This window comes from Psychroserpens sp. NJDZ02 (assembly GCF_004843725.1).
In the GTDB taxonomy this organism is placed as follows: domain Bacteria; phylum Bacteroidota; class Bacteroidia; order Flavobacteriales; family Flavobacteriaceae; genus Olleya.
The window spans coordinates 2,044,251-2,067,539 of record NZ_CP039451.1; the positions used below are offsets into that span (position 1 = coordinate 2,044,251).

Below are 23,289 nucleotides of genomic sequence, written 5' to 3' on the forward strand. Positions count from 1 at the left end.
CATTCAGACGCTACTGAAACTAAAAAGTATATTTTAATTTCTGGTATTTAGCATTGCTAATGATGGAGGATTCTGTTTAAACTTTAACGCCTACTTTAAGTTAAGACTCTTTTAAATTGCTCTGAATGACAGCGCGTCAAGCCCAATACATTAATTCGTAATGTATTTAAATGACGCCTTTTTTGCCCCGTTTTTGTCAATAAACCCAAAATGTTTTTGGGTATTACGACGCCAAGGTCGACTACCTACAACTGCCTTAGGCACATCAACAAAATCGTATAGTGTCCAAGACATGAATTGCAGATTATTAGACGCGATGATCTCTTGGATTTTTTTGTGATAATTAGCTTGATCTTCTTCAGAGCTACCAAAAGGTTTCCAGAACCCAGAATAAGAGGAGATTCCAAATTCTTGTAACACTAGTTTTTTATTCGGAATGTCTTTACGCATGGTTTTTATAGCGGTGTCTAAAGCGCTTAAATCTTCATAGTAATGAAACGATACAAAATCAACTTTATCTTTTAAAATAGTTGCACTTTGTGTATTTGACCATCCAATAGTTACTGGGTGAATCGAGTCAACAGATTTTACTGCATCTATCATATTGTCTAACCAAGAGACTACTAAGTCTTCTCCTCTAGAATCAAAATCTAAGTTGGGTTCGTTTTTAATATCCCAAGCTATAATAGCGTTGTGATCTTTAAAAGTAGAGACTATTTTTTTTGCGTGATGTTGGTTTAATGTCCAATTCATCACTGAGTAATCGCCATAAAAATCAAATAATGTTAAGACCACTTTTAGGTTGTTCTCTTCTGCAGCATCTAAGGTTTGTTTTAGTTTTTCCAACTTTAACGGGTTGACTTCTGCTTTGCCAAAATCATCATATTGCACAAATAATCGTACAGAATTTAATCCAGCAGCTTTTATTATTTTAAAGTCATTACTGATTGTGTCTTTAGAAAAAGCATCTCCAAACATGTCCCAAGGCGTTGCTTTTGGATAGTAGTTAATACCTTTAAGTGTTAAGCTATCCGTATTGATTTTGTTTGCTTCAACTACAAAAGGGGTACTCATTTCTTTTACTAGATGTCTAATACGCCAAAAACCATCTTCTAATAAAAACACCATTTTATAGGTAGAAGTTTCTGTGGTTTCTAAAACTAATGCTTCATTTTTAAAAACACGTTTATATTCGACAACATCACGATCTGTAATCACTGCTAATTGTCCATCTTCACTAAAAAACTCTAAAGTAGGTTTATGGTTTAGCGTTGTCGCTTCAAGACTAATGGTGTCTGCTTTATTTAAAGCTATAAAATCAATGATATTTTTTCTAGCACTGTCTGTATAGTAATCTTTAATACCCGCAGTTTTATTAGTTCTGTAAGCGACTTGTTTCACGTACCAAGCATCTAGATAATCATTTTGTAGAGCATTAAGTGTTTGATTATCCATTGCTCTTCCTTCATTTTGTAAAGGTTCCCAAGTTACTTTAGGGATGTATTGTTCTACTTTCCTAATTTCTGTATGTAGCATTTTACTTCGATCTGCTCCCGTATTTAGATAACTAAACAACGCACTAATACCAGAAATAATTAAGGCTACAATCATAATATATGAGATGATTAATATGGTACGTAGTATGTTTTTATTAAGACCTACCATAGTTTAATTGTGTTGAATTCTTTTGATTTTCCAGCGGTTTTAATGCGAAAATTATAATGACCAGTAGCATAAATAGCTGGCTTTAAGTTGAAATTGACGTACCCATTAAATGATGTTTTTATAATAGTGTCTAAAAGCGAACCGTCTTTATAAATCTGAAGACTAACCTGTAAGCCATCGGGAATCATTTGTTTCATAAAACTTTGTAAAGGGCCGACAGTTATTGTTCTGTTTTTATTAGTAAAAGCAACCTCGAAGTCTTCAATAACTTGTTTGTATTTAAGTGATATGGTATTGCTATCTGACATGCCGTCAACATAAGCTTTAATATTCCAACGGTCACCATAATCAGGATGTATCATCTTAGCTTGTGCAACGCCTTCAATAGTTGTTCCTGTCGTTTTTAAAATATTTCCTTTGTCATTCGTGATAAAAAAGGTGACAAATGTACCATCACTAACCACATTGTTTTGCTTGTCTTTTAATACTGAAGTAGAAAATGTGGTCACTTGGTTTCCATCGGCGTAATCATGAGGCCGTACAGCTGAAATTTTAAAATCTGTAGGTATGGCAGCCGTCACGTTTATCGTGAATTCTTTAGAATTAATCCCTAAGCACTCTGAAGAGACTAACATGCGCCCACTTTCTCTTTTTGAGTTTATATTTTTGTACGACATTAAATATTTAGTAAAAATAACATCATTTTCTTCGGAAGCTAAAAATTGGTGCTTTGCGTTTATTAATGTGTTTTCGGCTAATGGATTGTCTAAGGAATCTGTCGGAATTACAACCAGCATGGTATAATCTGTTCCTCCAGCTTCAATGCTAGGCGGGCCAATATAGGTTTCCATGCTAGCCACTTCGGTATTCGGGTGAATAGTAAAAGTTCCTGAAAGACGTGTATTTTTATCTAAGAGTTTCCAAGTATTAATACCTCTTTTTCTAGTAATATTTTCAGGGATATTATAGTGTAAAGTGTTGTTTTTTAAAATTGCAGACACTAAGGTGGAACCGTAGCTGTTAGAACAATACAATAAAGGTTTTTTAGCTGTAGATGTTGTAAATTTTAATACAATTGGATTGCCTGCTTGGTAATTGGTTTGTGTGGTTATTAATACAATTGTATTTACAGTATCACTTTGTTGCACAACAGCAAAGGATGATAAAAAAATCAAACTTAAAAGGGCTAAATATGTATGTTTAAGCTGCATTAATTTGGGCTTCCTATGTATGTGTTAATCTCTATTTTAATATAACTAAAATCAGGGTGGTCAATTTTTTGTAATTGCGCATCACCATGGTTTTCAATTCTGTTAGGTACTATTTTACTCGCAATGTCTTCATTTGGTAAACCGTTTACAAAAATATTTGTCATGTTGTCGTTAATAATTTTGACACTACCGTCTTTTAGTATTTGATATTTAAAATCTTGTTTACGTTGCTGTCTCACGCCTTCTTTTACAAATAGATGATCTACCCATACCATTATTTTGTTTTCATCATAATATGTAATTAATAGCTGAGGTATTGTAATTTCTTGGATACCACTATTAAAAAGATTTCCATTTATGGTTTTATTTTTAACGTTAATGGCGCTCAATACTACGCTTTTATATAAATCAGAACCAGAAACATTACCAGCAACTTGTAAATTGAATTTTGTCGGTTGTTCTTCAAATTCAATAGGAGTAAATTCATCTGGATTAAACGTGTCAGGAATAGAATCTTGTGTTCTAGACCAAGCAATGCCTTCAAAATTAATCCGGAAGCTACTAGATTCCTTAGGCATTAATTTATGTTTGACATGGTACTTTGCGTTATAGGTTGCTAGTTGTTTATTGTCGTCGTTATATAATGTACCTTTTAAAATAACATCTGCAGGGACATTGTCTATATTCTGGACTTCTCCAATAATAGCATAACTACCATCATAGTGTACTAGTTTGGCTGAAAGGACTTCTAAAACGGGTTGTTTTAAAATATCTTCATGATGCGTTTGTTCTGTTGTGATACGTCTGCGACCTTGATTAAAGTATTTTGTTGCATTAGCAGAATATAGCTGGTCTGGTGGTAGGTCGTTATTTAAGTCGTCAGGCTGTAAATACCATTTTCCTTTGCGCCTAGACAATGATTTATAATCAATTTTTTCAATTTTTTCTAAAGGTGTAATCCATTGACTCGTCACTTTCGCAGAGACAGTGCTGTCGTTGTGTTTAGTGATTTCGGTTTCAATAGCATCCATTTTTGCATAACTACTTAGTAGACCGTCGGTGACTGAAATCTCTAACATATACTGCGCAATAGGCAAGGTGTTTTCAGGGTCGATTAAACTATGTGCTTTTTCAAATTCCTTAAAATCTAAAGCATCATAATAGGCTATAATAGCATTTTCTGGACTGCGTTGCGAATCATTTTTCAGGTAGAATAAATAAATACCATAAAACAATACTATAGCCAGTATAATAGACCAAATATGAGTGATGAATAAAACAAGTCTTGGAAATTTAGTATACGCTGTTTTATATTTTAAAAAATCAGGTTGAGGCTTGATGCGCGTTTTTAACATGTTGACCCAAAGCATTTGTATGTTTAAGACAAAAGCAACTAAAACGGTTAAAAAAGGAATGATTCCCCACATAATTTTAAGCCACTTGGCAACATCTTCTTTTGGTAAAATGGCCGATACTGGAGGGATATTGAGGCGTTCCCAAACCATGATGCCATTTTCTAATTGTCGTAAGCGTTGCCAACCACAAAAATAAAGAATGGGATCGTAGAATTTATCGTTGGAAAATATATACTTAAGATTATATTTTTCGGGAGTCGTTAAAAACTGCTGTAACGAGCCAATACCAGCAACACCTTTGAATTTAGAATTCTCTAAACGCTCGATTGGTCTAGTCGTTAATTCGGGCAATCGTCTAGCAGAATGATAGTTTCCGTCGACAGTCATGGCATCCGTTTGCGCACTAAGCCAGGCCATTTGATCACCAAAACCGAGCGTTAAAAATCGCCATTTGTCATGATCATCTTGATTTAAGAAGTTTACAATTGGTAACATCTTTATTTTCTGTGGTTGCGATGGTCTAAAGTAGTTTAAACTCATTGTGAAAACGACCATAAACACAAATAATCCTGCCAATATACCTCCAATTATACGATGGTAAATGGCGCCAAATTTAGATTGTATCAATGTCTTTAAATCACCTTCCACAAAACGATAAGCAAATTCGCCTAACATGGGTATGGATAAGATAGACGCCCAAAGGGTAAATCTATCTAAAGTTAAAATATTAAAAGCAGTTTCGCCTAGCATTTTTAATGGCACTGGCGTTGTTCCACCAGTTCCTAAAATGGTACAAATGGTTATGGATAAACCAAAAAACAAATAACGTTTACTATAATATCTATAAAAAATATAAGGTAATACAACCAATAGAACACCCCAAGGAATTAAAAAGAATACCAATCCAGAAGATGTGATTTCTAAAAAATTATCACGGGACCCATGCGGAATAGGGACTTGTGTAATTGGGTTGGCTTTAGAGTTTAGCCAATAGGGGAAAATACAGCCCACAATAAGTACCAAAGACAACATTCCAAAACTAACAATGCGTTTAAATAATTTGAAAAAGCTATTTAAAAATATTTTAAAGGTCACTTCTTTCATGGTATTGACTTGCTCCCTAGACACGTCCATAATTACCATTCCTATAAGTGGAAATATAAAAAAGATCATCCCGAAAATAGGCGTGACGTGATGAGAAGTTACTGTGACGGCTATTAAAGATAAAGACGTCGCTAAATACCAGAGCTTACCAGTTTTTAACCATAAATAAATTTCTGGCAAGGCGTGCATTAACACAGAAACGCCAATAATGCTTGGTAATTGTCCAAAAATATGAAGGGTTTCTACAAAAGATGATGAAAAGACAGCCAAAGCTGTCGCGTATCCTGCCACCGTTTTGTTTCCAGTCATCATTAAAGAAAAACGATAGGCTCCAGTAATAAATAGTACAATAGCAATTAAGGCAACACTAAACATTCCGAATTTTAAACCACCAACTAGAGAGAATAAGCCTATAGTTTGATGTACTAAAGGCGGGTAGCTTTGTACCGTAAAACCAGTATACCATTCGTAATTCCAAGGCTCAAACCAACTATTGGCATAATGATCGGCAAAAAACAAGTGTATCAACGCATCATAGGTGGTTTCCAAAGTAAAAAAGATGGCACTACCATGAAATGCCAATCCTAAGAGAATAGCTGATATTAAAAATTTATTTGAGGTTTCTTTCAATGGTTTTTTTTTTTGTGTAATTTACTGAAAGCTAGGTGTTATGTTTAAAATAATATATTATATTTAGTAGATAATGCTAGATAAAGATATTTTTTTAAAGCCTAAGCCATAGCAATATGGTAAAGATAAATAAATATAATAGTGCTTGCATTTTTAATTGTCTATAGCAAACGACCATTCGTCGACACTTAGTTATAGGTTAAACTAAAATGCGTTTTTAAAAATACCTTTCCTAGTATTTTTGTACCATCAATAATAAACAAACCGCCCCAATATGAGAGTTTTAGCCATCGACGACCAACAACTAGTTCTACTTCCATTACAAAAAAGATTAGCCGAATTAGGTTATGAAGTAAAAATTGAAACTGATGCCGCTAAAGGATTAGAATTATACGAATCCTTTAAACCTGATTTAGTTATTGTAGATATTAATATGCCAGGTGTTTCTGGATTAGAAGTTGTAAAGCATATTAGAATTACTAAAAACTCTCAAATACCAATAATGGTACTGAGTGGAGATACAAAAGATGAAACTATTACGGAAGGTTTTGATTTAGGAATTAATGACTACATGAAAAAGCCATTAAGCTTAAACGAAATTAGCGCACGTGTAAAACGATTGATTGGTGTTCCTGAAGGGCAAGCTGCTGTGTCTACAAGTAATGTGATGATTCAAGAGCGTTGCGTAGGTGTTGTTATACCTTGTTATAATGAAGAAGAGCGTTTGTTAAGTGATGAGTTTACTAGCTATATTGATAAAAATTCGGGTTATCATTTATGTTTTGTAAATGATGGTAGTAAAGATAAAACGTTAGAAGTTTTAAATCAATTAAAAAAAGGAAGAGAAGACTTTATTACCGTGTATGACTGTGAGAAAAATGGAGGGAAAGCAGAAGCAGTACGTTTAGGAATGTTACACATGGCTAAAAAAGAGGATTTAGATTATATCGGTTTTTTAGATGCTGATTTATCTACGGATTTAGCCGATTTTGACGATCTAGTTAAAACGATAGAAACTTCAGAGTTTAAAATTGTAAGCGGGTCTAGAATCTCAAGAATGGGAGCTGACATTACAAAAGAATCTGCAAGAAAAATAATTAGTCTAACCATTAATTTTATAATCAGAAAGATTTTAAAAATGGATTTTAAAGACACGCAATGTGGTGCCAAAATTTTCCGTAAAGATGTTATCGATATCGCTTTTGGCGAAAAATTTATAACTCAATGGATTTTTGATGTAGAGATTTTTAAAAGAATGAGTATTCATTTCGGACTAAAAGAAGCTAAAGCTATGCTTTGTGAACAACCATTAAAAAGATGGATTCATGCTGATGGTTCTAAATTATCTATGAAAGATTCAGTAAAAATTGTTGGGCAATTAGGACAGATTGCTTGGGTTTACAGAAACAAAAAGCAAAACACTAAAAAAGCCGCATAACATTAATTACAAGTAACTTAATTACCAAACTTTCTAAATCCCCAAATCATGAAAACAGGTATCATAATAATCTTTCATAACAATGAGAAAGATATAGACACAGCCGTATTTACTAATCAGCTTAGAGAGTCCAAAGACATTCAGTTTTGTTTAGTTAATAATGCAAGTAAGGACAATACGCTTTTGGCTTTACAAGATATTAAAGACGCTAGATTACCCAATGTATCAATAGTAGATATCAGAAAATTTAAATCGGATGTGTCAGCAGTAAGAGCAGGCGCTAGATTTATGTTTAATCAATTTAATTTAAAACATTTAGGATATGTCTGTACCAATTTGTTGAATATTAAATACCAAGGATTAAATGGTTTAGTAAAAGCAATTAACGAAAACCATGAGGTTATTGAAGATTATAACACACAAAACTTAAAAGATCGTGGTATTAAGTTAACATTATTTCAAAGTTTATTTTCAGTAGTAGAGTATTTGAAAAAAGTGAATGTCAAAAATAAATTTGTGCACAGTCAGTATTTAAGTAAACTATAAATCAGTCATTATGAAAGTCTATCCAATAAAATTTAATCCAATATTAAAAGAGAAAATCTGGGGCGGTAACAAACTAGGACAACTTTTAGGGAAAGCTACAGATAAAGATAATGTTGGTGAGAGCTGGGAGATTTCTGATGTTAATGGAAATATTTCAGAAGTTAGTAATGGTGATTATAAAGGTGCTAATTTAAAAGAATTAATAGCAACACATAAAGCAGATCTTTTAGGAGCAGAAAACTTTGAGAATTTTGGTTGTAATTTTCCGCTATTAATTAAATTTTTGGATGCTAAAACTGATTTGTCAGTACAAGTACATCCCGATAATAAAATGGCTAAAAAGCACCATGATAGTTTTGGAAAGACAGAAATGTGGTATATAATGGATAGTGATGCTAATGCCGATATTGTATTAGGTTTAAAAGATAAAACAACGGATCCAGAGCTTTTAAATCATATTAATGCAGATAATGTAGATGCGATTTTTAACAGAGAGCAAGTTACAAAAGGAGATAGTTTTTTTATTCCAGCAGGAAAAATTCATGCGATTGGTGCAGGTGTTTTAGCTGCTGAAATTCAGCAAACTTCAGATATTACCTACCGTGTGTATGATTGGGACAGAACAGATGATTCTGGACAGAAAAGAGAATTGCATACCAAGTTAGCAGAACAAGCAACAAAACAATTTGACTCTAATGGTAAAGCAGAATACGCTTTACAACCTAACACTAGTGCCAGTTTAGTGAATTGCGACTATTTTACGACCAATATTTTAGATATTACAAATCATCAAGTAAAGGATTACTCTCACATTGATTCGTTTATTATTTTTATGTGTGTAGAAGGTCGGGTAGATATTACTGCAGGCCTACATACTGAGACTGTAAAAATGGGGGAAACTATTTTAATTCCAGCCAACGTAAAAGAAGTTAACTTTAACTCAGACGGCGCAAAATTATTAGAAGTATTTGTAGGTAGTCACTTAACACAAAACTTACAACAAGCATCTTAGTCCTTATTTTGGTGCCAAAACACAAAGCTTTTGCTATATTTGTTGGCATCAAAAAAAACTTATAATGAGCGTACTTCAAATGTTACAAGAAAGAAGTAACACAACTTGCGAGTTGTGTACTTCTCCAACAGATACTAGACAATATAATATTCCGCCATCATTAACAGAAACCGTAGATACTTGCGTATTAGTGTGTGGAAATTGTTATGATCAAATCGAAAAAAACACAGAGATGGATGTAAACCATTGGAGGTGTTTAAACGATAGTATGTGGTCAGAACACGTTGCTGTTCAGATTATGGCTTGGAGAATGTTACAACGTTTAAGAAGCGAAGGTTGGCCTAAAGATTTGTTAGACATGATGTACTTGGATGAAGATAATTTAGCAATCGCTAGATTAACGGACGAGCATAAAGACGAAGCAGATAAAATTATACATAGAGATGTAAATGGTGTTATTTTAGAAACTGGAGATAGTGTTGTTTTAGTTAAAGATCTTAAAATAAAAGGATCTAGTCAAGTTGCTAAACAAGGTACAGCAGTTAGAAATATTAGATTGGACCGCGAAAATGCAACTTATATTGAAGGTAAAGTGGGACCAACACTAACCGTTATTATTACAGAATACGTTAAGAAACTATAATCTTAATGACAACATATAAAAAAGGCTTCAATTATTAATTGAAGCCTTTTTTGTTATAACGCTTTTTGTTGTTGTTTGTAAAACGCATCGGCTTGAAGTTGCAGTAATGCACGTGCATTTTTATGTTTGTATTGATACAGCTCATCGTCTTCAGATAAATCAGTATAAATTTTATCATTTATTTTAAAGTCAGCTTTTACAGATAGTTTTCTTTCTTGTACACGTTGCTCAACAATCGTTTTAATAGCTGTTTCTTGATCTTCTAGTTTAAAATCATATTCTCCCTTAGGTGATAGTAGTTTTGCTATTATTGGAGAGGTTTCAATAGCTAAGAATAATAAGAATATAAAAAAAGAAGGTAGCCAGGGTAATGTGTTTAAAGCGGTCACACGTGCCATTAAACCATCAAAACCGTCAATTATAAGTTGTGTATTGACAATTTGACTATCGTATTTGGTTTTTAGTAAAAGTAATTCGGTTTCAATTATGGCAACTTTATCTTTGGACTCTGTTTTTAATAGTTGTAATTCAGCTAAAGCCGTATCGTGTTTGTCTCTTTTTTCTTTGTAGACAGGACCTTTTCCTAATTTATTTGATCCAGAAGTGCCTTCTGCTTCTGTGATGTAGGTGTTGTAAAGTGCTGTAACTTCAGCTTCTTTTGTGTCAATATTAGTCTTTAATGCTGTAATTTTTTGTTTCAATTCGGTTTCTTTTGGCAAAAATTGTAAAGCAATGTCGTCTTGGTTTTGCAGCGTCATTGCATTTTTTTCGATCAATAAGACTTGATTGATTTCTTTTTCAAAAATCTTAAGCTCTAAAGGTTTTGATATTACAATAGCAATAATTAAAGCTAAAATTAGTCGAGGTGTTGCTTGAAACAATTGATTAAAAAATGAACCTCTTTTTTTGATGGTTGATACAATAAAACGGTCTAGATTAAAAATTAAAAGCCCCCAAACTAATCCAAATCCAATAGACGTGAATAGGCTGTCAAAAATGGTGTATAGCGCATAGCTTGAAGCTATAAAAGCTAGTACTGCAGTAAAAAAGATTGTGGCGCCTATGCCTGCATATTTGTTTTGTTCTCCAATGGAAGAGGTTTTAAGGAGGTCTGTATCTGCTCCAGAACAGATGATGAAAAATTGTTTTAACATGATGTGATTGATTTTGATTGATTATCCTTAGACAAGCTCAGGACTGATTGTCTATTAGATCGCTAAATGGTTACTTTTGTTACAGTGTAAATGTGTTTTTATAACAAAAAAACCTTACAAGTTTTAAAACTTACAAGTTTTAAAACTTGCAAGGTTTGATAATCTTTCAAATAAATTAGTGTAATTATTTCACACAGGTACATTGCATTATGCCGACACCTTTATCAATAGGGGAATTCATATTAATGTTTGGTTCTTATTTTGTGATTTATAATGCTTTTCTTGCCTCGTTATAGTTTTGTAACCTTTCCTTTTTTTTATCCCTAGCTAAAAGCATTTCATTATGTTTGGCTTCAATCATTGTTTTTTTATCTTCTCTAGCTAAAAGCATTTTATTATGTTTGGCTTGAATCATTTCTTTTTTATCTTCTCTGGATAAAAGCATTCCATTACGTTTGGCTTGAATCATTGCTATTTTATCTTCTCTATCTAAAAGCATTTCATTACGTTTGGTTTCAATTATTTCTTTTTTGTCTTCTCTGGATAAAAGCATTCTATTATGTTTGGCTTCAATCGTTGCTATTTTATCTTGTTTTATTAAATCAATACTTGATGTTTGCATTATTTCTTCATCTTCCCATGTTTTTCTAAATTCACTTACTACTTCCCCGTTTTTATATATTTTAGTTAGTTTTTGACCAGGAACAACTTTGCTGCCATCTGTTTGAGTATTGGATAGCTTATTTCCTTTTTTATCAATTTCATAACCTAATCTATTATAATACTTAGTCTCGTTTTTTATTGTTACATAAAAATGAGGTTTACCATCTATATCTATAAATCCAGTGTTTTTATCTGACTTTAATGGAGCAGGATGTGGTAGTGGAGGGTTTTTATAAACTCTTCCATTTGTAATTTTATTGTCTTTATTGTGCTTTTCTATAACCTTTGCCTGTTTTGCTTTCTCCTCTGGAGTTGTATTTGGATTTACAGGAGGTGGTGGAGGAATACTAGACTCTTCTCCTTTTTTTACTTCAGGTGACTCTGAATAGTTTTCATCATCTTTGTCTACTAATTGTATTCTTATAGATTTATATTTCTTAGACTCAGAAGTTATGTCAAAAAGCATGATAAAGTCTCCTTTTTTAATTGTTGATAAGGATTGACGACTTTGGTCATTAAGTGTGTTTCCTTTATTATGTGATGTTGTAACTCCTGGAATTTTTAATTTAAAGCTAGTTATTTCTTCTTTGTGAGTTGTGCTTAAAATTAACTCTGCTATACCTTTCTTAGTAAGATTAAGTTGACAGCCATCACATTCTATTTCGTTAACTAGTAATGATGAATTTTGATTAACGTAATTGATTTTTATTTCTTTATTATTCTCTAAAGTTGCTTCAATTTGTTTTACTATGTTGCTTTTATCAATATTTGTTGCTTTTTCATCTTGAAAATGTATATCAGGAGTTATTTCTTTTTCAAGCTCTTTAGTACTGCTAAAACTGTAAACTAAAAGCCCTAAAAGTGGTAGTAGTAATAAGCTGCGTAGCCGAACGGTTGGCTGTGGTGTTTGTGTGTTCATAAGTGTGAAACGTTTTTTGATTGATGAATAATTGATAGCATTAACGAATGCTAATTCTTGTTGATTAGACGAGAATTGTAATAAAATTGTTTGATAAGTTTTAGTGTCGATACCTTGGTTTATAACGTCTTGATCAGCTAAAAACTCATGATTAAGTTTAATTTCTTTTTTAAGCCAATATAGTAGTGGGTTAAACCAAAATAGTATTTGTATTACTTCGATAATTATAATATCTAAACTATGTTTTTGTTTTGCGTGCGTTTGTTCGTGTAGTAAGACTTCAGCAGGGATTTGATTGTTTTCAAACTTGTTTTTATTTAGAAAGATGAAATTGAAAAATGTATGCGGAATCTCTAAATGTTCCATCAATACATTGATAAAAGACTTGCTTTTAACTTTAGTATGTTTTCTGATTTTTGAAATTATTTGAAATAGATTAACGCAAAATCTAATAAAGAATAAGCCTACTCCTAAAACATAAATACTCCATAAAATGTTAGATAAGTAGTTCGTTTGTTCTGCTATTTTAAAATGTGTGTCTAATGGCAGTGTTGTCGAAGTATCAAAAATAAATGATGAATTGTCAAAAGTAGGCTCGACATATTTTACAAACGTTATAAAAGGTATGATTACCGCGATTGCAATAGTAACCAATAAATAAACTCTTTTAAATTTATGAATGCTTAATGGCTCTAACGCTATCTTGTAATACAATAGCAAAGCCAAAAGGCAAACACTGGATTTTAATACAATTAGTTCCATGATTACTTGTTTTTAATTTCGTTGTCAATTATTGCTCTTAACTCTTCTAATTCGGTTTTGCTTAAATCCGTTTCTTTTGTAAAAAACGATGCAAATTGCGAGCTGCTATTGTTAAAAAAGTTTTTGATCAAGCCATTAACATGCTTAGAGAAATAGTCCTTTTTTTTAACCAAAGGGTAGTACTGTCTTGAGTTTCCAAACTTTGTGTAGCTAACAAAACCTTTGTCGGTCATTCGCTTTAACAAAGTTGCAACGGTTGTATTTGCTGGTTTAGGCTCGGGATAAGATTCTAGTAAGTCTTTCATGAAAGCTTTGTCTAGCTTCCATAAGTAATTCATTAAATCTTCTTCCGTTTTTGATAATTGCATGTCTACAAGTTTAGATTAACTTCTACAAATGTAGAACAAATAATTGATTCTACAAATGTAGAGCTGTTTTTTCTTTTAAAATGCTACCTTTGAATAATCATTAACGTTAATATATTGAGGTCATGAATAAGAATTTGGTTAGTTTTTTAGGATGTTTTTTTATCGTTTTTTTTGCTAATAGCCAAACTATTTCAGAGGTTATAAATCAAGTCAGCTTAGATTCTTTACAATTAACGTTAAGAGAGTTTACTGGTGAGCAAGCTACTGTTGTTAATGGTAATTCTGTGACCATTCAAAACCGAGTACAAACCAATAATGACTTGGCTGCCGATTATTTATTTGAAAAATTAAGTGGTCTAGATAATGTAACTGTAGCCAACCAATTAATTAATGGAGAAGCAGGACGCAAGAATGTTATTGCAACACAATTAGGAAAAACTAATCCTGATGCTATTTATATGGTGTGTGCCCATTACGATTCGGTTGCAGATTATTGTGCCGATGATAATGCTAGTGGTACAGCTGCTGTTTTAGAAATTGCAAGGTTGTTATCTGCTCAGTGTTTAGACAATACTATCGTGTATGCCCTTTGGGATGAGGAAGAAAACGGATTAGTAGGCTCTAATTATTATGCTACTCAAGCGGCAGCTAATGGCCATAATATTTTAGGTGTTTTAAATATTGACATGATGGGGTATGATGGGAATAATGATAATAATTTTGATATCGATGTTAGGGATTTTGGAAATTCCCTAACAATGAAAGATGATATTGTTTCTATTTTAAATAATCCTACCTATGGTTTTACATTAAACGTGAATGTGGTTAATCCAGGTACAACAGCTAGTGATCATTCAAGATTTTGGAATCAAGGGTATAGCGCTGTTTTAGTAGGAGAATCTTGGGAAACAAATGATGAAACTCCTTTTTATCACAGTTCTAACGACCGTTATAGTACTTTGAATTTTCCATATTATCTACAACTGACTAAGTTAATTACGGGATATATGGTGACTAAAGGAGGCCTTGTTGCTCTAGATAATACAGTTACTCAAAATGCGGGGACATTGCTTGCAAATGAAACTCTAGCAACGTATCAATGGATTAATTGCGAAACAGAAACGGTGATTGTTGGTGCTACTAGCCAGAGTTATTCTCCAACGCTAAATGGTAATTATAAAGTCGAAATTACTAACGGAAGTTGTACTGAAGTTAGTTCTTGTTTTACTGTAAATACGTTAAATGTATCAAGTGTGAATACGGATGATTTTAAAATATTTCCAAATCCTGTAAAAAGTGTTCTAACGGTTGAATTACCTCCGTTTGATCAAGCCGAACTGCGTATTGTTACTATTAATGGTCAAGTAGTACTAACACAAACCATTAAAGAAAACGTTACGGATCTGAAGTTATCACAGTTAAGTGCTGGTGTTTATTTTGTTATTTTAGAAGTTGATGGAAAACAGAGTAATCAAAAATTAATTAAAGACTAATAGTTAAGCTGTTTTTCTAGACCGTAAACTCTCTATTACAACTGTAGATAGGATTAGCATACCGCCAAAAAATGTATTCCAGTTAGGGATTTCGTTTAAAAATAAAAAAGCGATTATTATTCCAAAAATAGGTTGAGTACTTCCAATAATACTGGCGGTGCTGACTTTAAAATGTTTTAAACTTTGGACAAATAAAGTGTGTCCAATAGCTGTGCTTACTAGTGCTAGAATGATAATATATGGAAACTGAGTCGTAATATTTGTAGTCTCTAGAAAAAACAATGCTGGTGCTAATACAATGGTAATAATTAATAGTTGGAAAAACATTAAACTACTGCCATGATAAGTAGTAACGTATTGTTTGAGTATTAAAATACGCAGTGCATAGCAGAAAGCAGAGAGTAAACCAAACATAATCCCTTTTACAGAATCACTTTGAAAATCTAATTCTGGCGACAAGATATAAATCCCTAAAATGACCATTGCGCCTAACAATAGATGCATATAGTCGAATTTTGTTTTAGAAAACAAAGGTTCTAAAAAAGTAGTCATTATTGGATAGGTAAATAAAGCTAACATACCAATAGCAACACTTGAGAGTCTCAAGGCTATAAAATAGGTTATCCAGTGTGACGCCATAAATAGTGCACTTAGCACAAAAGCGCCTAAATCTTTTTTGGATTCAATTTTAAGTTTTATTTTTTTATACTTACAGTAAGCTAAAAGAATTAACATCGCTAGTCCGCTTCTAAACCAAATGGTAACGGGAGCGGGCATGTCTATGTAGCGTCCTAAACTACCCGAAGTGCTAATGAGTAGTGTGGCAAAGGTGAGTTCTAAAACGCGCTTTAAGTGTTGGTCTTTCATCTTGATTGGTTTTGTGTAAGCGGTAGTAGTGGCATCCTTTATTTTGCTGCCATATATGGCAAAATAAAGATATAACGGATGACGTGACCACCTTTTGCTACTAAAAAGCAAAAGGTGGAGACACCCTAATAATTATTTATACATTTCTGTAAAATACTTGTAAAAATACGGAATAGTTTCGATTCCTTTTAAGTAGTTCCATACTCCAAAATGTTCGTTTGGACTGTGGATTGCATCGCTGTCTAAACCAAAGCCCATTAAAATAGTTTTGCTTTTTAATTCTTTCTCGAATAAAGCAACTATTGGAATACTTCCTCCACTACGTTGTGGTATTGGTGTTTTTCCAAAGGTTTCTTGGTAAGCTTTGCTGGCTGCCTGATACCCTACGCTATCAATTGGTGTTACGTAACCTTGTCCACCGTGATGTGGTGTTACTTTTACTTTAACACCTTTTGGTGCGATACTTTCAAAATGGTTTTTGAATAATGCTGTGATAGCCTCCCAATCTTGATTTGGTACTAAACGCATTGAGATTTTTGCAAAAGCTTGGCTTGCAATTACTGTTTTTGCACCTTCGCCAGTGTATCCTCCCCAAATACCGTTTACGTCTAATGTTGGTCTGATACTGTTGCGCTCGTTAGTTGTATAACCAGCTTCACCGTATACAGCATCAATATCTAAAGCTGCTTTGTATTTGTCTAATGAAAATGGTGCTTTTGCCATTTGTGCACGCTCGTCTAAAGATAATTCTTCGACATTATCATAAAAACCAGGAATGGTAATATGGTTGTCATCATCATGTAATGAGGCAATCATTTTGGTTAATACGTTTATTGGGTTTGCTACGGCACCACCATATAAACCTGAATGTAAGTCTCTGTTTGGTCCTGTAACTTCTACCTCAACATAACTTAAACCACGTAATCCTGTGGTGATTGATGGTGTGTCTTGAGCGATCATACCAGTATCACTAATAAGGATCACATCATTGGAAAGTTTCTCTTGGTTTTGTTTTACAAATTTAGCCAAGTTAACACTTCCAACTTCTTCTTCACCTTCTATCATAAACTTGACGTTACAAGGTAAAGTGTCGTTTTTAGTCATAAACTCCATTGCCTTAACGTGCATGTACATTTGCCCTTTGTCATCACAAGCACCACGCGCAAAAATAGCACCTTCAGGATGTAGGTCTGTTGTTTTAATAACGGGCTCGAATGGCGGAGAGGTCCATAGATTTAATGGATCTGGTGGTTGTACGTCGTAATGACCATAAACTAAAACAGTTGGTAGGTCTTTATCAATTATTTTATGTGCGTAAATAATTGGATACCCTTCTGTCTCACAAATTTCTACAACATCACATCCTGCGTCTGTTAAGCTTTTTGCAACAACGTCTGCAGTGTTTATAGTGTGTGCTTTGTAAGCGGAGTCGGCGCTTATTGACGGAATCTTAAGTAATTCTATTAATTCGTCAAGAAAACGTTGCTTGTTTTCTTGGACGTAAGACTTTATATTTTTCATGAAAATAGATTGAATTTATGTAAAAATACAAAAAGGATAATAATTTCTTTTAAGGTTGTTATGAATATTCAAACTATTTGTTATATTTGCAATCCGAAATTGCGGGTATAAGTTGCAGGCGTGGTGGAATTGGTAGACACGCTAGACTTAGGATCTAGTGCCGCGAGGTGTGGGAGTTCGAGTCTCCCCGCCTGTACAAAGAAAAAAGCTTCTCTTAATAGAGAGGCTTTTTTTATGCTTATTAGCGAAAACAAAAAAAGCTTCAGTGTATTAAACTGAAGCTTTTTGTACTAAAATTGATTAAGTATTTAAGATTTAATCAGCTTGGTCGTTTTAATTTGACCTTTATTATTTTCTGTTTTAACTAAATATAGTCCCTTGGCTAAATTTTCGACATTAAATTTATGACCAGCTTCAAATGTACCAGTATAAGATTTTATTACTTTTCCTGAAACAGCTATGACTTGTACCTTGCGTGCAGAAATAGTCACGGAGAAGGTTGTCTTTGATGGGTTAGGATAAAGTTTAAAGCTATCCGATAACTGAAAGTCTTCTGTGCTTAAAGTTTGTGGCACTGCATTACCATAAATTCTAAATTCGCCAGCAGGAATAGTTATAGTGGTTACTGTCGATTGAATTGTAGTGCTTCCCGTAGCATCCATTAAATCATACCAAGTACCTGATGTAGGAAAGCTGGTGTTAACTGTTTGCGAAACCACATCAAAATTAGCTAAGACAATAACATGCCCTAATTCTGAACTTGCAATGGACGTGTCAAAAATGTCTATTCTCGGGGTTAGACTTCCTGAGGTAATGGTGTAATCTCCTTCAAAAACAGGCTCGTTTATTTTAAGCTCATTTAGTCTAGACCAATCACTATAGACTTGACTTCTAATAGCATCTGCTTCCCAATTATCTGCCCATTGTGGTTGAGGTTTGGTGTCTAACTTACAATCGCCATCTGTACCATTGGTATCATTTACAGTCCCGTTATTACAAGTAAATATCGAATTTTCCATACCTAATTCTGCAAAATGCCATATCATTTTTGGACCAGGAATAGTTAAGCTTACTGCGCCTAAAGCGGACATTCTGGAGATGGCAGTGTTTAAGTCTGTGACATCATGTGACGGGTTTGAAGCATTACCATATTGTAAGTTTTTGTACATTAAACGTTCTTCGTCATGACTTTCGGCGTAGCCAACTAATCTAGGGGCATCAAAACCTCTACTAACATGTCCCATGTCATTAAAATTATTATCAGAATTATAACCCATTGTTAATTGGTTATAAGGATTGGTTAGTTTTCCCCAAAGCATAATACCTTTAGGTTCGCTATCTGCAAGTCTGTAATTTGCCCACTCTGTTTCTTCTTGCGCACTACCGCCAAAGCCTAAGTGTTCAAAAATAACATAATGTGTTGGGTCTAAAGACCAAGAGTAGTCTGCATAGTCTTTTAAAATAGCAACACGATCTGCTTGATAAGCATTAGTTTGTGAGTCGCTTCCTTGCGCATTTTGAGTAAATCCTTTGGTTAAATCCCAACGTAGACCATCAATTTTAAATTCCTCAACCCAATGTTTAACAACACGTTCTACATAATGTTGCGTTAATAAGGATTGGTGATTAAAATCAGAACCAACACTATAGCTATGTCTAGCAGTTGTATTAAAATAAGGGTTTTCTGTACTTGGTTCTCCCCAACCATCTCCATCAGCATCAGTCATCCACATTCTATTCATGGGATTTCTACCAAAAGCATGGTTTAAAGCAACATCTAAAATGACAGCGATATCATTTTGGTGACATAAATCTATAAATTCTTTTAGTTTAGTTTCTGTACCGTAAAATTTATCTAAAGCTAGATGAAATGATGTATTATATCCCCAGCTTTCATTACCTTCAAATTCCATGATTGGCATCAATTGAATGGCGTTTACATTTAAGTTTTTAAAATAGGCTATTTTATCAATTAAGTCTTGAAAGTTTCTGTCGGCATCAAAATCTCTAATTAATACTTCATAGATAACTAGGTCTTCTTTTTTAGGCTTGTTAAAGTCAGTAACAACCCAAGGATATGCTATTTGTCCAGTTTGTAATACCGTGACTTCACGCTCTTGTCCAACAGGGTATGTTGGTAGGTTTGGATAGGTTGTTGTAGGGATATATGCATCATCAAAAGGAGAAAGTACTAATGTTGAATAAGGATCCGCAGTTTTAACTAATTGCGGAGAGTTAGTAATAGGATTAGCATCGTTAACCCAGTATTGGTAAGTTTCGATTTGATTAGGCGTTAAATTGGTAAGTTCCAACCAAAAGATACCTGAAGTTGGATCTTTTTTCATTAGATCAGCATTGGTGGGTTGGTAATTATTAAAACTACCAGCTACATATATATAATCTTTATTAGGAGCTTCTAAAACAAGAGTTGCTTTAGTGTTATCTGAAGTATTGTAGTTTATTCCATTGTCCATACCATTAGGTAAAGCTTCTGTTATAGGTGTGGCGCTTATTAGTACAGAAAATTCTTTTACAACGGTTTCTAAGCCTTGCGTAACTGTTAGGGTGTAGTACTGGTTTTCGGTAATGTTAGTGTGTGTAAAGGCATAGTTTGTGATAGCGTTTAAACTATTTAAAACACTGCCGTTAGCACTTAGTGAATAATTGGCATTTCCGTTTGTGTTAGTCGCTGCGATGCTTAAATCACTTCCGTTATTTAATTGCGTAACACTGTTTTCTGAAGGTGTTGTTAAATTAACTTGAAAGGAACCTACATTATATATAAAGTCTGAACAACCATTATCTTTAAGCTCTTGACTTCCATCTTCGTTTCTAAATACTATTCCTAATTTTGTAGCTGAGTTTGCTTGTGCTGAGGTTAGTGAATAGTAAGTCTCTGGAACAATGGTAATACTCCAAGTCCCATTGTTGTTATCTGTCATTGCGCCAACGCCATCGTCTTGCCCCCAGTTGCCGACCGCATTGTAACCAAAAGCATTCGTGTCATCACCAATTCCTGAGTGAAAATAAACGGTGTTGGGAGTATTCAAACCGTTACAGTTTGTAGCTGTGGAATTAACATCAACAGTAATGGTAATGCTTTGATCTACATTAAAAGGAAACGGAGATATATTTACTTGCGCTTTGGCAAATAAAGAAAAAAGTAATGCTATTAAAAAGTAGTGTTTTTTCATTTTGAAAGAATTTAAAATGGAATAAAAAAAAGGCTTTGAACATAGTCAAAGCCTTTAAAAAAAATGTGTTAGTTTAGTGTTAAACTGTACGTGTAATGTCTTGGTGTACTAAAATCTAAAACAATGGTATAGTTTCCGGCGGATGGTACTGGAATGTTGGTTCCAGACGCTAGTTCTAAAATGCCATCACCTTCATCATCTCCATAATTCCAATCCCAAGTATCATTAGATCTAAATTTAATTTCTTCGGCTGTTAAGTCCATAGTGATTGTCCAAGTTGAAGTTGCGCTATCGTAAGTCATATCTGTATCATTATCCCAAGACCCCGTTGCAGAACCAACAACTGCCCAGTTGTGTAATGTTTCAGAATACTCTAATACATCTGCATCTGTATTTGCTTGTACAAAGTAATATCCAGCACCATTAGGAGGAGCAATATTACCTTCGCCATCTTCTATTAAAACTTGTGTATAAGAACCGTCTGTTCCAGAGGCATCCCCCCAATCGGTATTTCCCCACGCGTAATCCCCTTCGTCATTAGTAGCGATAAATTTATGTTGCCCATCAAGCCAAACATAACCTTCGTAATCTGTTTCTCCGTAAGCAGAAGCAAATAGACTAGGAGCGGAAGCGGGGTCCCAACCTTGGTGATTACCTGGTACACCAAGTTTTGGAGCTTCTGTAGTATATGGGGTTAGAGATACAGTTACCATCTCTGAGTAAACAGCTTCTGAATCATTATCTCCAATAGAAGATTTAATACGCATATCTACATCAGCAGATGTAAAAGGCGTTAAACCTAATAGACCAACAGCGATACCGTTTAATTCTTCATTAGTCCAAGCTAAATAATTATTTGTTGTTGTTACGACGTCAAAAGGCGTTTCAAAATTTGTTCCAGCGATTGCAAGTTGTATTGTGTTATTAATTACTGTTGGAATATTATAGGTAGCATCTTCCCATACGATAGTTGTTGCTGTACCTGTTGGATTTGAAATATCTAAAACAAGTCCAGTTCCAGACGTTGGTAAATTAATAATTGCTGCTGTAGATTCAGATGACTGTATTTCAAAAATATTATCATCTTCTTCATCACACGAGTTAAAGCTAACTAACGAAATAGCTGCTATAAATAAGATTTTTAAATTTTTCATTGTTATTTTTTTTAATTAGTAACCAGTGTTTTGTTGTAGGTTAGGATTAGATAAAATAGTATTAGTTGGAATTGGAAATACATTACGGAAATTAGATACAGAGCTACCTAAAGCAGCGTCTCCTTTAAAAGGCCATAAATAGGCGTTAGTCGTAAAGTAATTATATCTTACTAGGTCTGTACGACGTTGACCTTCCCAATATAATTCTCGTGCTCTTTCATCTAAAATAAAATCTAATGTTAAATCTCCTGACGAAATATTACCTGAGGTGTCTCCGTATGCTCTTTCTCTTAATTCATTGATAAGGTCTAAAGCAATTGATGTGCTTCCGCTACCACCTCTTAATGTTGCTTCTGCATAATTTAAATAGATTTCAGATAATCTAATTAAAGGTAAATCGGTGTCAACAAAATCTCCAGCAGTATCAGAACCTTGTGTACCATCAGATTTAAGGTTTTTAAATTTAGTCACAGCATAGCCATCAGTAAATGTTGTCATGTCTGTAATTTCTAAATTTTGACCAGCGGAATAAAACAGGGCTCTTGAGTCTCCAGTGCCCATTTTGTTAACTAAAGCACTAGTGGTTCTAAGACCTCCCCAGCCTCCATTAACGCCAAACTCGTTAGGATCCATATCACCTCCAATAGCGGCATGTACTAAAAATGTTGTACCCCCATAAGTTTGGCTATTTATACCGTCAAAATTTAAGGTGAAAATAAATTCGTTTTGTGCACCATTAACATTATTGTCAGCTAGGAATAACTCGTCATAAGCAGAACCATTACCATTCGCATCTACAGTATTAATACTATAGCTTGAGTTTATGGCATTGTTAGCGTATGTTACAGCGTCGTTATAAAGCGGTTGACCAATCCATACTTCTGCATTTAAATAAAGTTTAGATAGTAGTGCCCATGCTGCTACTTGGTCTACTCGACCATATTCGTTAGAACCACTAGTGGCTAGTTGGTTTTGGATTTCTAATAATTCTGTTTCTACAAAAGTAAAAACTTCTTCTCTAGAGTTTTGACTAGGAAGTGTTGTTGCGATCTCTGTTACTAAAGGAACGTTACCGTATAAGTCCATTAGGTTGTAATAGGCAAAAGCTCTTACAAATCTAGCTTCTGCAATATATTGAGTAACGACTGCATCACTTAAGTTAGCAGCGTTTCCTATAAAAGAATTAGAAAAAGAGACTGTTTGCGCTAGTCTATTGTACATCGCATCTGTAAAGTCATTACTTGCCGTCCAGTACATACCATGTAAATCTTGTAGTCCGGCATCTCCCCAAGCAATTACAGCATTATCTGTAGTTAATTCGTTAAGATTAAAAAGCATTCTAGAATATTGTGAAAATCCTTCGTCAATATTAGCGATATCTGGTTGTCCAGAAGGTCCTTCTTGTCCAGTTAAAGCTAAACTAGCATAAACTTTGGCTAGCGCACCTTTGGCCTCTGTTGCATTTGTAAACACATCTTCTTCAGTAAAACTATCAGGATCAATAGGGGATTGATCTAAATCATCATGACAAGCAGATACTAATAAAAGTAATGCTAGGGCATAATTAAATTGTTTGAATAAATTTTTCAT

Annotated in this window: 16 protein-coding genes and 1 tRNA gene; 6 read left to right on the forward strand and 11 right to left on the reverse strand. The window is 33.8% G+C overall.

The features are described from left to right. Positions 1–150: 150 nt before the first annotated feature. The 3 genes from E9099_RS08905 to E9099_RS08915 are packed head-to-tail and all read right to left on the reverse strand — an operon-like array spanning position 151 to position 5,965. On the reverse strand, positions 151–1,665 hold the full coding sequence (locus tag E9099_RS08905) for a glycoside hydrolase family 2 TIM barrel-domain containing protein (RefSeq protein WP_136583302.1): 1,515 nt from the start codon (positions 1,663–1,665) through the stop codon (positions 151–153). After that, positions 1,659–2,876 (reverse strand): hypothetical protein, encoded by a 1,218-nt coding sequence (locus E9099_RS08910; protein ID WP_136583303.1) that lies wholly within the window; start codon positions 2,874–2,876, stop codon positions 1,659–1,661. Before E9099_RS08910 ends, E9099_RS08905 begins: the two co-directional genes overlap by 7 nt. Then, on the reverse strand, positions 2,876–5,965 hold the full coding sequence (locus tag E9099_RS08915; protein WP_136583304.1) for a hypothetical protein: 3,090 nt from the start codon (positions 5,963–5,965) through the stop codon (positions 2,876–2,878). The genes E9099_RS08910 and E9099_RS08915 overlap by 1 nt, the downstream gene beginning before the upstream one ends. A 274-nt stretch (positions 5,966–6,239) precedes the next feature. Here E9099_RS08915 and E9099_RS08920 point away from each other — a divergent pair, with 274 nt between their 5' ends. From E9099_RS08920 to E9099_RS08935, 4 genes are all read left to right on the forward strand, one after another. Further along, on the forward strand, positions 6,240–7,403 hold the full coding sequence (locus E9099_RS08920; RefSeq protein WP_136583305.1) for a response regulator: 1,164 nt from the start codon (positions 6,240–6,242) through the stop codon (positions 7,401–7,403). A gap of 48 nt (positions 7,404–7,451) precedes the next feature. Continuing rightward, entirely contained in the window at positions 7,452–7,949 is a 498-nt protein-coding gene (locus E9099_RS08925) for a family 2 glycosyl transferase (protein ID WP_136583306.1), read from the forward strand. 10 nt (positions 7,950–7,959) lie between these two features. Then, positions 7,960–8,961, forward strand: a complete 1,002-nt coding sequence (locus E9099_RS08930; protein WP_136583307.1) for a type I phosphomannose isomerase catalytic subunit — start codon at positions 7,960–7,962, stop codon at positions 8,959–8,961. Positions 8,962–9,025: 64 nt separating this feature from the next. Then, complete coding sequence (locus tag E9099_RS08935; RefSeq protein WP_136583308.1) at positions 9,026–9,604, forward strand: PhnA domain-containing protein; 579 nt, start codon at positions 9,026–9,028, stop codon at positions 9,602–9,604. Positions 9,605–9,657: 53 nt separating this feature from the next. Here the strand turns inward: E9099_RS08935 and E9099_RS08940 are convergent, their stop codons facing one another. The 3 genes from E9099_RS08940 to E9099_RS08950 form a co-directional block, all read right to left on the reverse strand. After that, positions 9,658–10,758, reverse strand: a complete 1,101-nt coding sequence (locus tag E9099_RS08940) for a DUF4407 domain-containing protein (protein ID WP_136583309.1) — start codon at positions 10,756–10,758, stop codon at positions 9,658–9,660. A 268-nt stretch (positions 10,759–11,026) separates the two neighbouring features. After that, entirely contained in the window at positions 11,027–13,102 is a 2,076-nt protein-coding gene (locus E9099_RS08945; protein WP_136583310.1) for a M56 family metallopeptidase, read from the reverse strand. Positions 13,103–13,104: 2 nt separating this feature from the next. After that, the gene (locus tag E9099_RS08950; protein ID WP_136583311.1) at positions 13,105–13,470 is read right to left on the reverse strand and encodes a BlaI/MecI/CopY family transcriptional regulator; all 366 of its coding nucleotides are present in this window, start codon (positions 13,468–13,470) and stop codon (positions 13,105–13,107) included. Between the two features lie 122 nt (positions 13,471–13,592). On the opposite strand from E9099_RS08950, the gene E9099_RS08955 reads away from it, so the two are divergent. Beyond that, positions 13,593–14,963: a M28 family peptidase gene (locus E9099_RS08955; protein ID WP_136583312.1), complete on the forward strand. Its 1,371-nt coding sequence runs from the start codon at positions 13,593–13,595 to the stop codon at positions 14,961–14,963. 3 nt (positions 14,964–14,966) lie between these two features. Here E9099_RS08955 and E9099_RS08960 read toward each other — a convergent pair whose 3' ends face one another. After that, a complete protein-coding gene (locus E9099_RS08960; RefSeq protein ID WP_136583313.1) occupies positions 14,967–15,830 on the reverse strand; it encodes a DMT family transporter in 864 nt (287 codons plus the stop codon). Between the two features lie 132 nt (positions 15,831–15,962). After that, positions 15,963–17,351, reverse strand: coding sequence for a dipeptidase (locus tag E9099_RS08965; RefSeq protein WP_136583314.1), 1,389 nt, complete (start codon positions 17,349–17,351; stop codon positions 15,963–15,965). A 114-nt stretch (positions 17,352–17,465) separates the two neighbouring features. Here E9099_RS08965 and E9099_RS08970 point away from each other — a divergent pair. Next, positions 17,466–17,547, forward strand: a tRNA-Leu gene (locus E9099_RS08970). A gap of 112 nt (positions 17,548–17,659) precedes the next feature. On the opposite strand, the gene E9099_RS08975 is transcribed toward E9099_RS08970, so the two are convergent. The 3 genes from E9099_RS08975 to E9099_RS08985 all read right to left on the reverse strand — a co-directional run bounded on the left by E9099_RS08975 (position 17,660) and on the right by E9099_RS08985 (position 23,289). Further along, complete coding sequence (locus tag E9099_RS08975; RefSeq protein WP_136583315.1) at positions 17,660–20,545, reverse strand: alpha-amylase family glycosyl hydrolase; 2,886 nt, start codon at positions 20,543–20,545, stop codon at positions 17,660–17,662. Positions 20,546–20,613: 68 nt separating this feature from the next. Continuing rightward, positions 20,614–21,699 carry a SusE domain-containing protein gene (locus E9099_RS08980; protein WP_136583316.1) on the reverse strand — a complete coding sequence of 362 codons (1,086 nt, stop codon included), beginning with the start codon at positions 21,697–21,699 and terminating at the stop codon, positions 20,614–20,616. 15 nt (positions 21,700–21,714) lie between these two features. Further along, positions 21,715–23,289: a RagB/SusD family nutrient uptake outer membrane protein gene (locus E9099_RS08985; RefSeq protein ID WP_136583317.1), complete on the reverse strand. Its 1,575-nt coding sequence runs from the start codon at positions 23,287–23,289 to the stop codon at positions 21,715–21,717.

Coding starts and splice junctions, on each gene's coding strand:
- E9099_RS08980 (WP_136583316.1), bottom strand. CDS start 21,699: ATGAAAAATTTAAAAATCTTATTTATAGCAGCTATTTCGTTAGTTAGC.
- E9099_RS08940 (WP_136583309.1), bottom strand. CDS start 10,758: ATGTTAAAACAATTTTTCATCATCTGTTCTGGAGCAGATACAGACCTC.
- E9099_RS08960 (WP_136583313.1), bottom strand. CDS start 15,830: ATGAAAGACCAACACTTAAAGCGCGTTTTAGAACTCACCTTTGCCACA.
- E9099_RS08945 (WP_136583310.1), bottom strand. CDS start 13,102: ATGGAACTAATTGTATTAAAATCCAGTGTTTGCCTTTTGGCTTTGCTA.
- E9099_RS08905 (WP_136583302.1), bottom strand. CDS start 1,665: ATGGTAGGTCTTAATAAAAACATACTACGTACCATATTAATCATCTCA.
- E9099_RS08930 (WP_136583307.1), top strand. CDS start 7,960: ATGAAAGTCTATCCAATAAAATTTAATCCAATATTAAAAGAGAAAATC.
- E9099_RS08975 (WP_136583315.1), bottom strand. CDS start 20,545: ATGAAAAAACACTACTTTTTAATAGCATTACTTTTTTCTTTATTTGCC.
- E9099_RS08910 (WP_136583303.1), bottom strand. CDS start 2,876: ATGCAGCTTAAACATACATATTTAGCCCTTTTAAGTTTGATTTTTTTA.
- E9099_RS08935 (WP_136583308.1), top strand. CDS start 9,026: ATGAGCGTACTTCAAATGTTACAAGAAAGAAGTAACACAACTTGCGAG.
- E9099_RS08925 (WP_136583306.1), top strand. CDS start 7,452: ATGAAAACAGGTATCATAATAATCTTTCATAACAATGAGAAAGATATA.
- E9099_RS08985 (WP_136583317.1), bottom strand. CDS start 23,289: ATGAAAAATTTATTCAAACAATTTAATTATGCCCTAGCATTACTTTTA.
- E9099_RS08950 (WP_136583311.1), bottom strand. CDS start 13,470: ATGCAATTATCAAAAACGGAAGAAGATTTAATGAATTACTTATGGAAG.
- E9099_RS08955 (WP_136583312.1), top strand. CDS start 13,593: ATGAATAAGAATTTGGTTAGTTTTTTAGGATGTTTTTTTATCGTTTTT.
- E9099_RS08965 (WP_136583314.1), bottom strand. CDS start 17,351: ATGAAAAATATAAAGTCTTACGTCCAAGAAAACAAGCAACGTTTTCTT.
- E9099_RS08920 (WP_136583305.1), top strand. CDS start 6,240: ATGAGAGTTTTAGCCATCGACGACCAACAACTAGTTCTACTTCCATTA.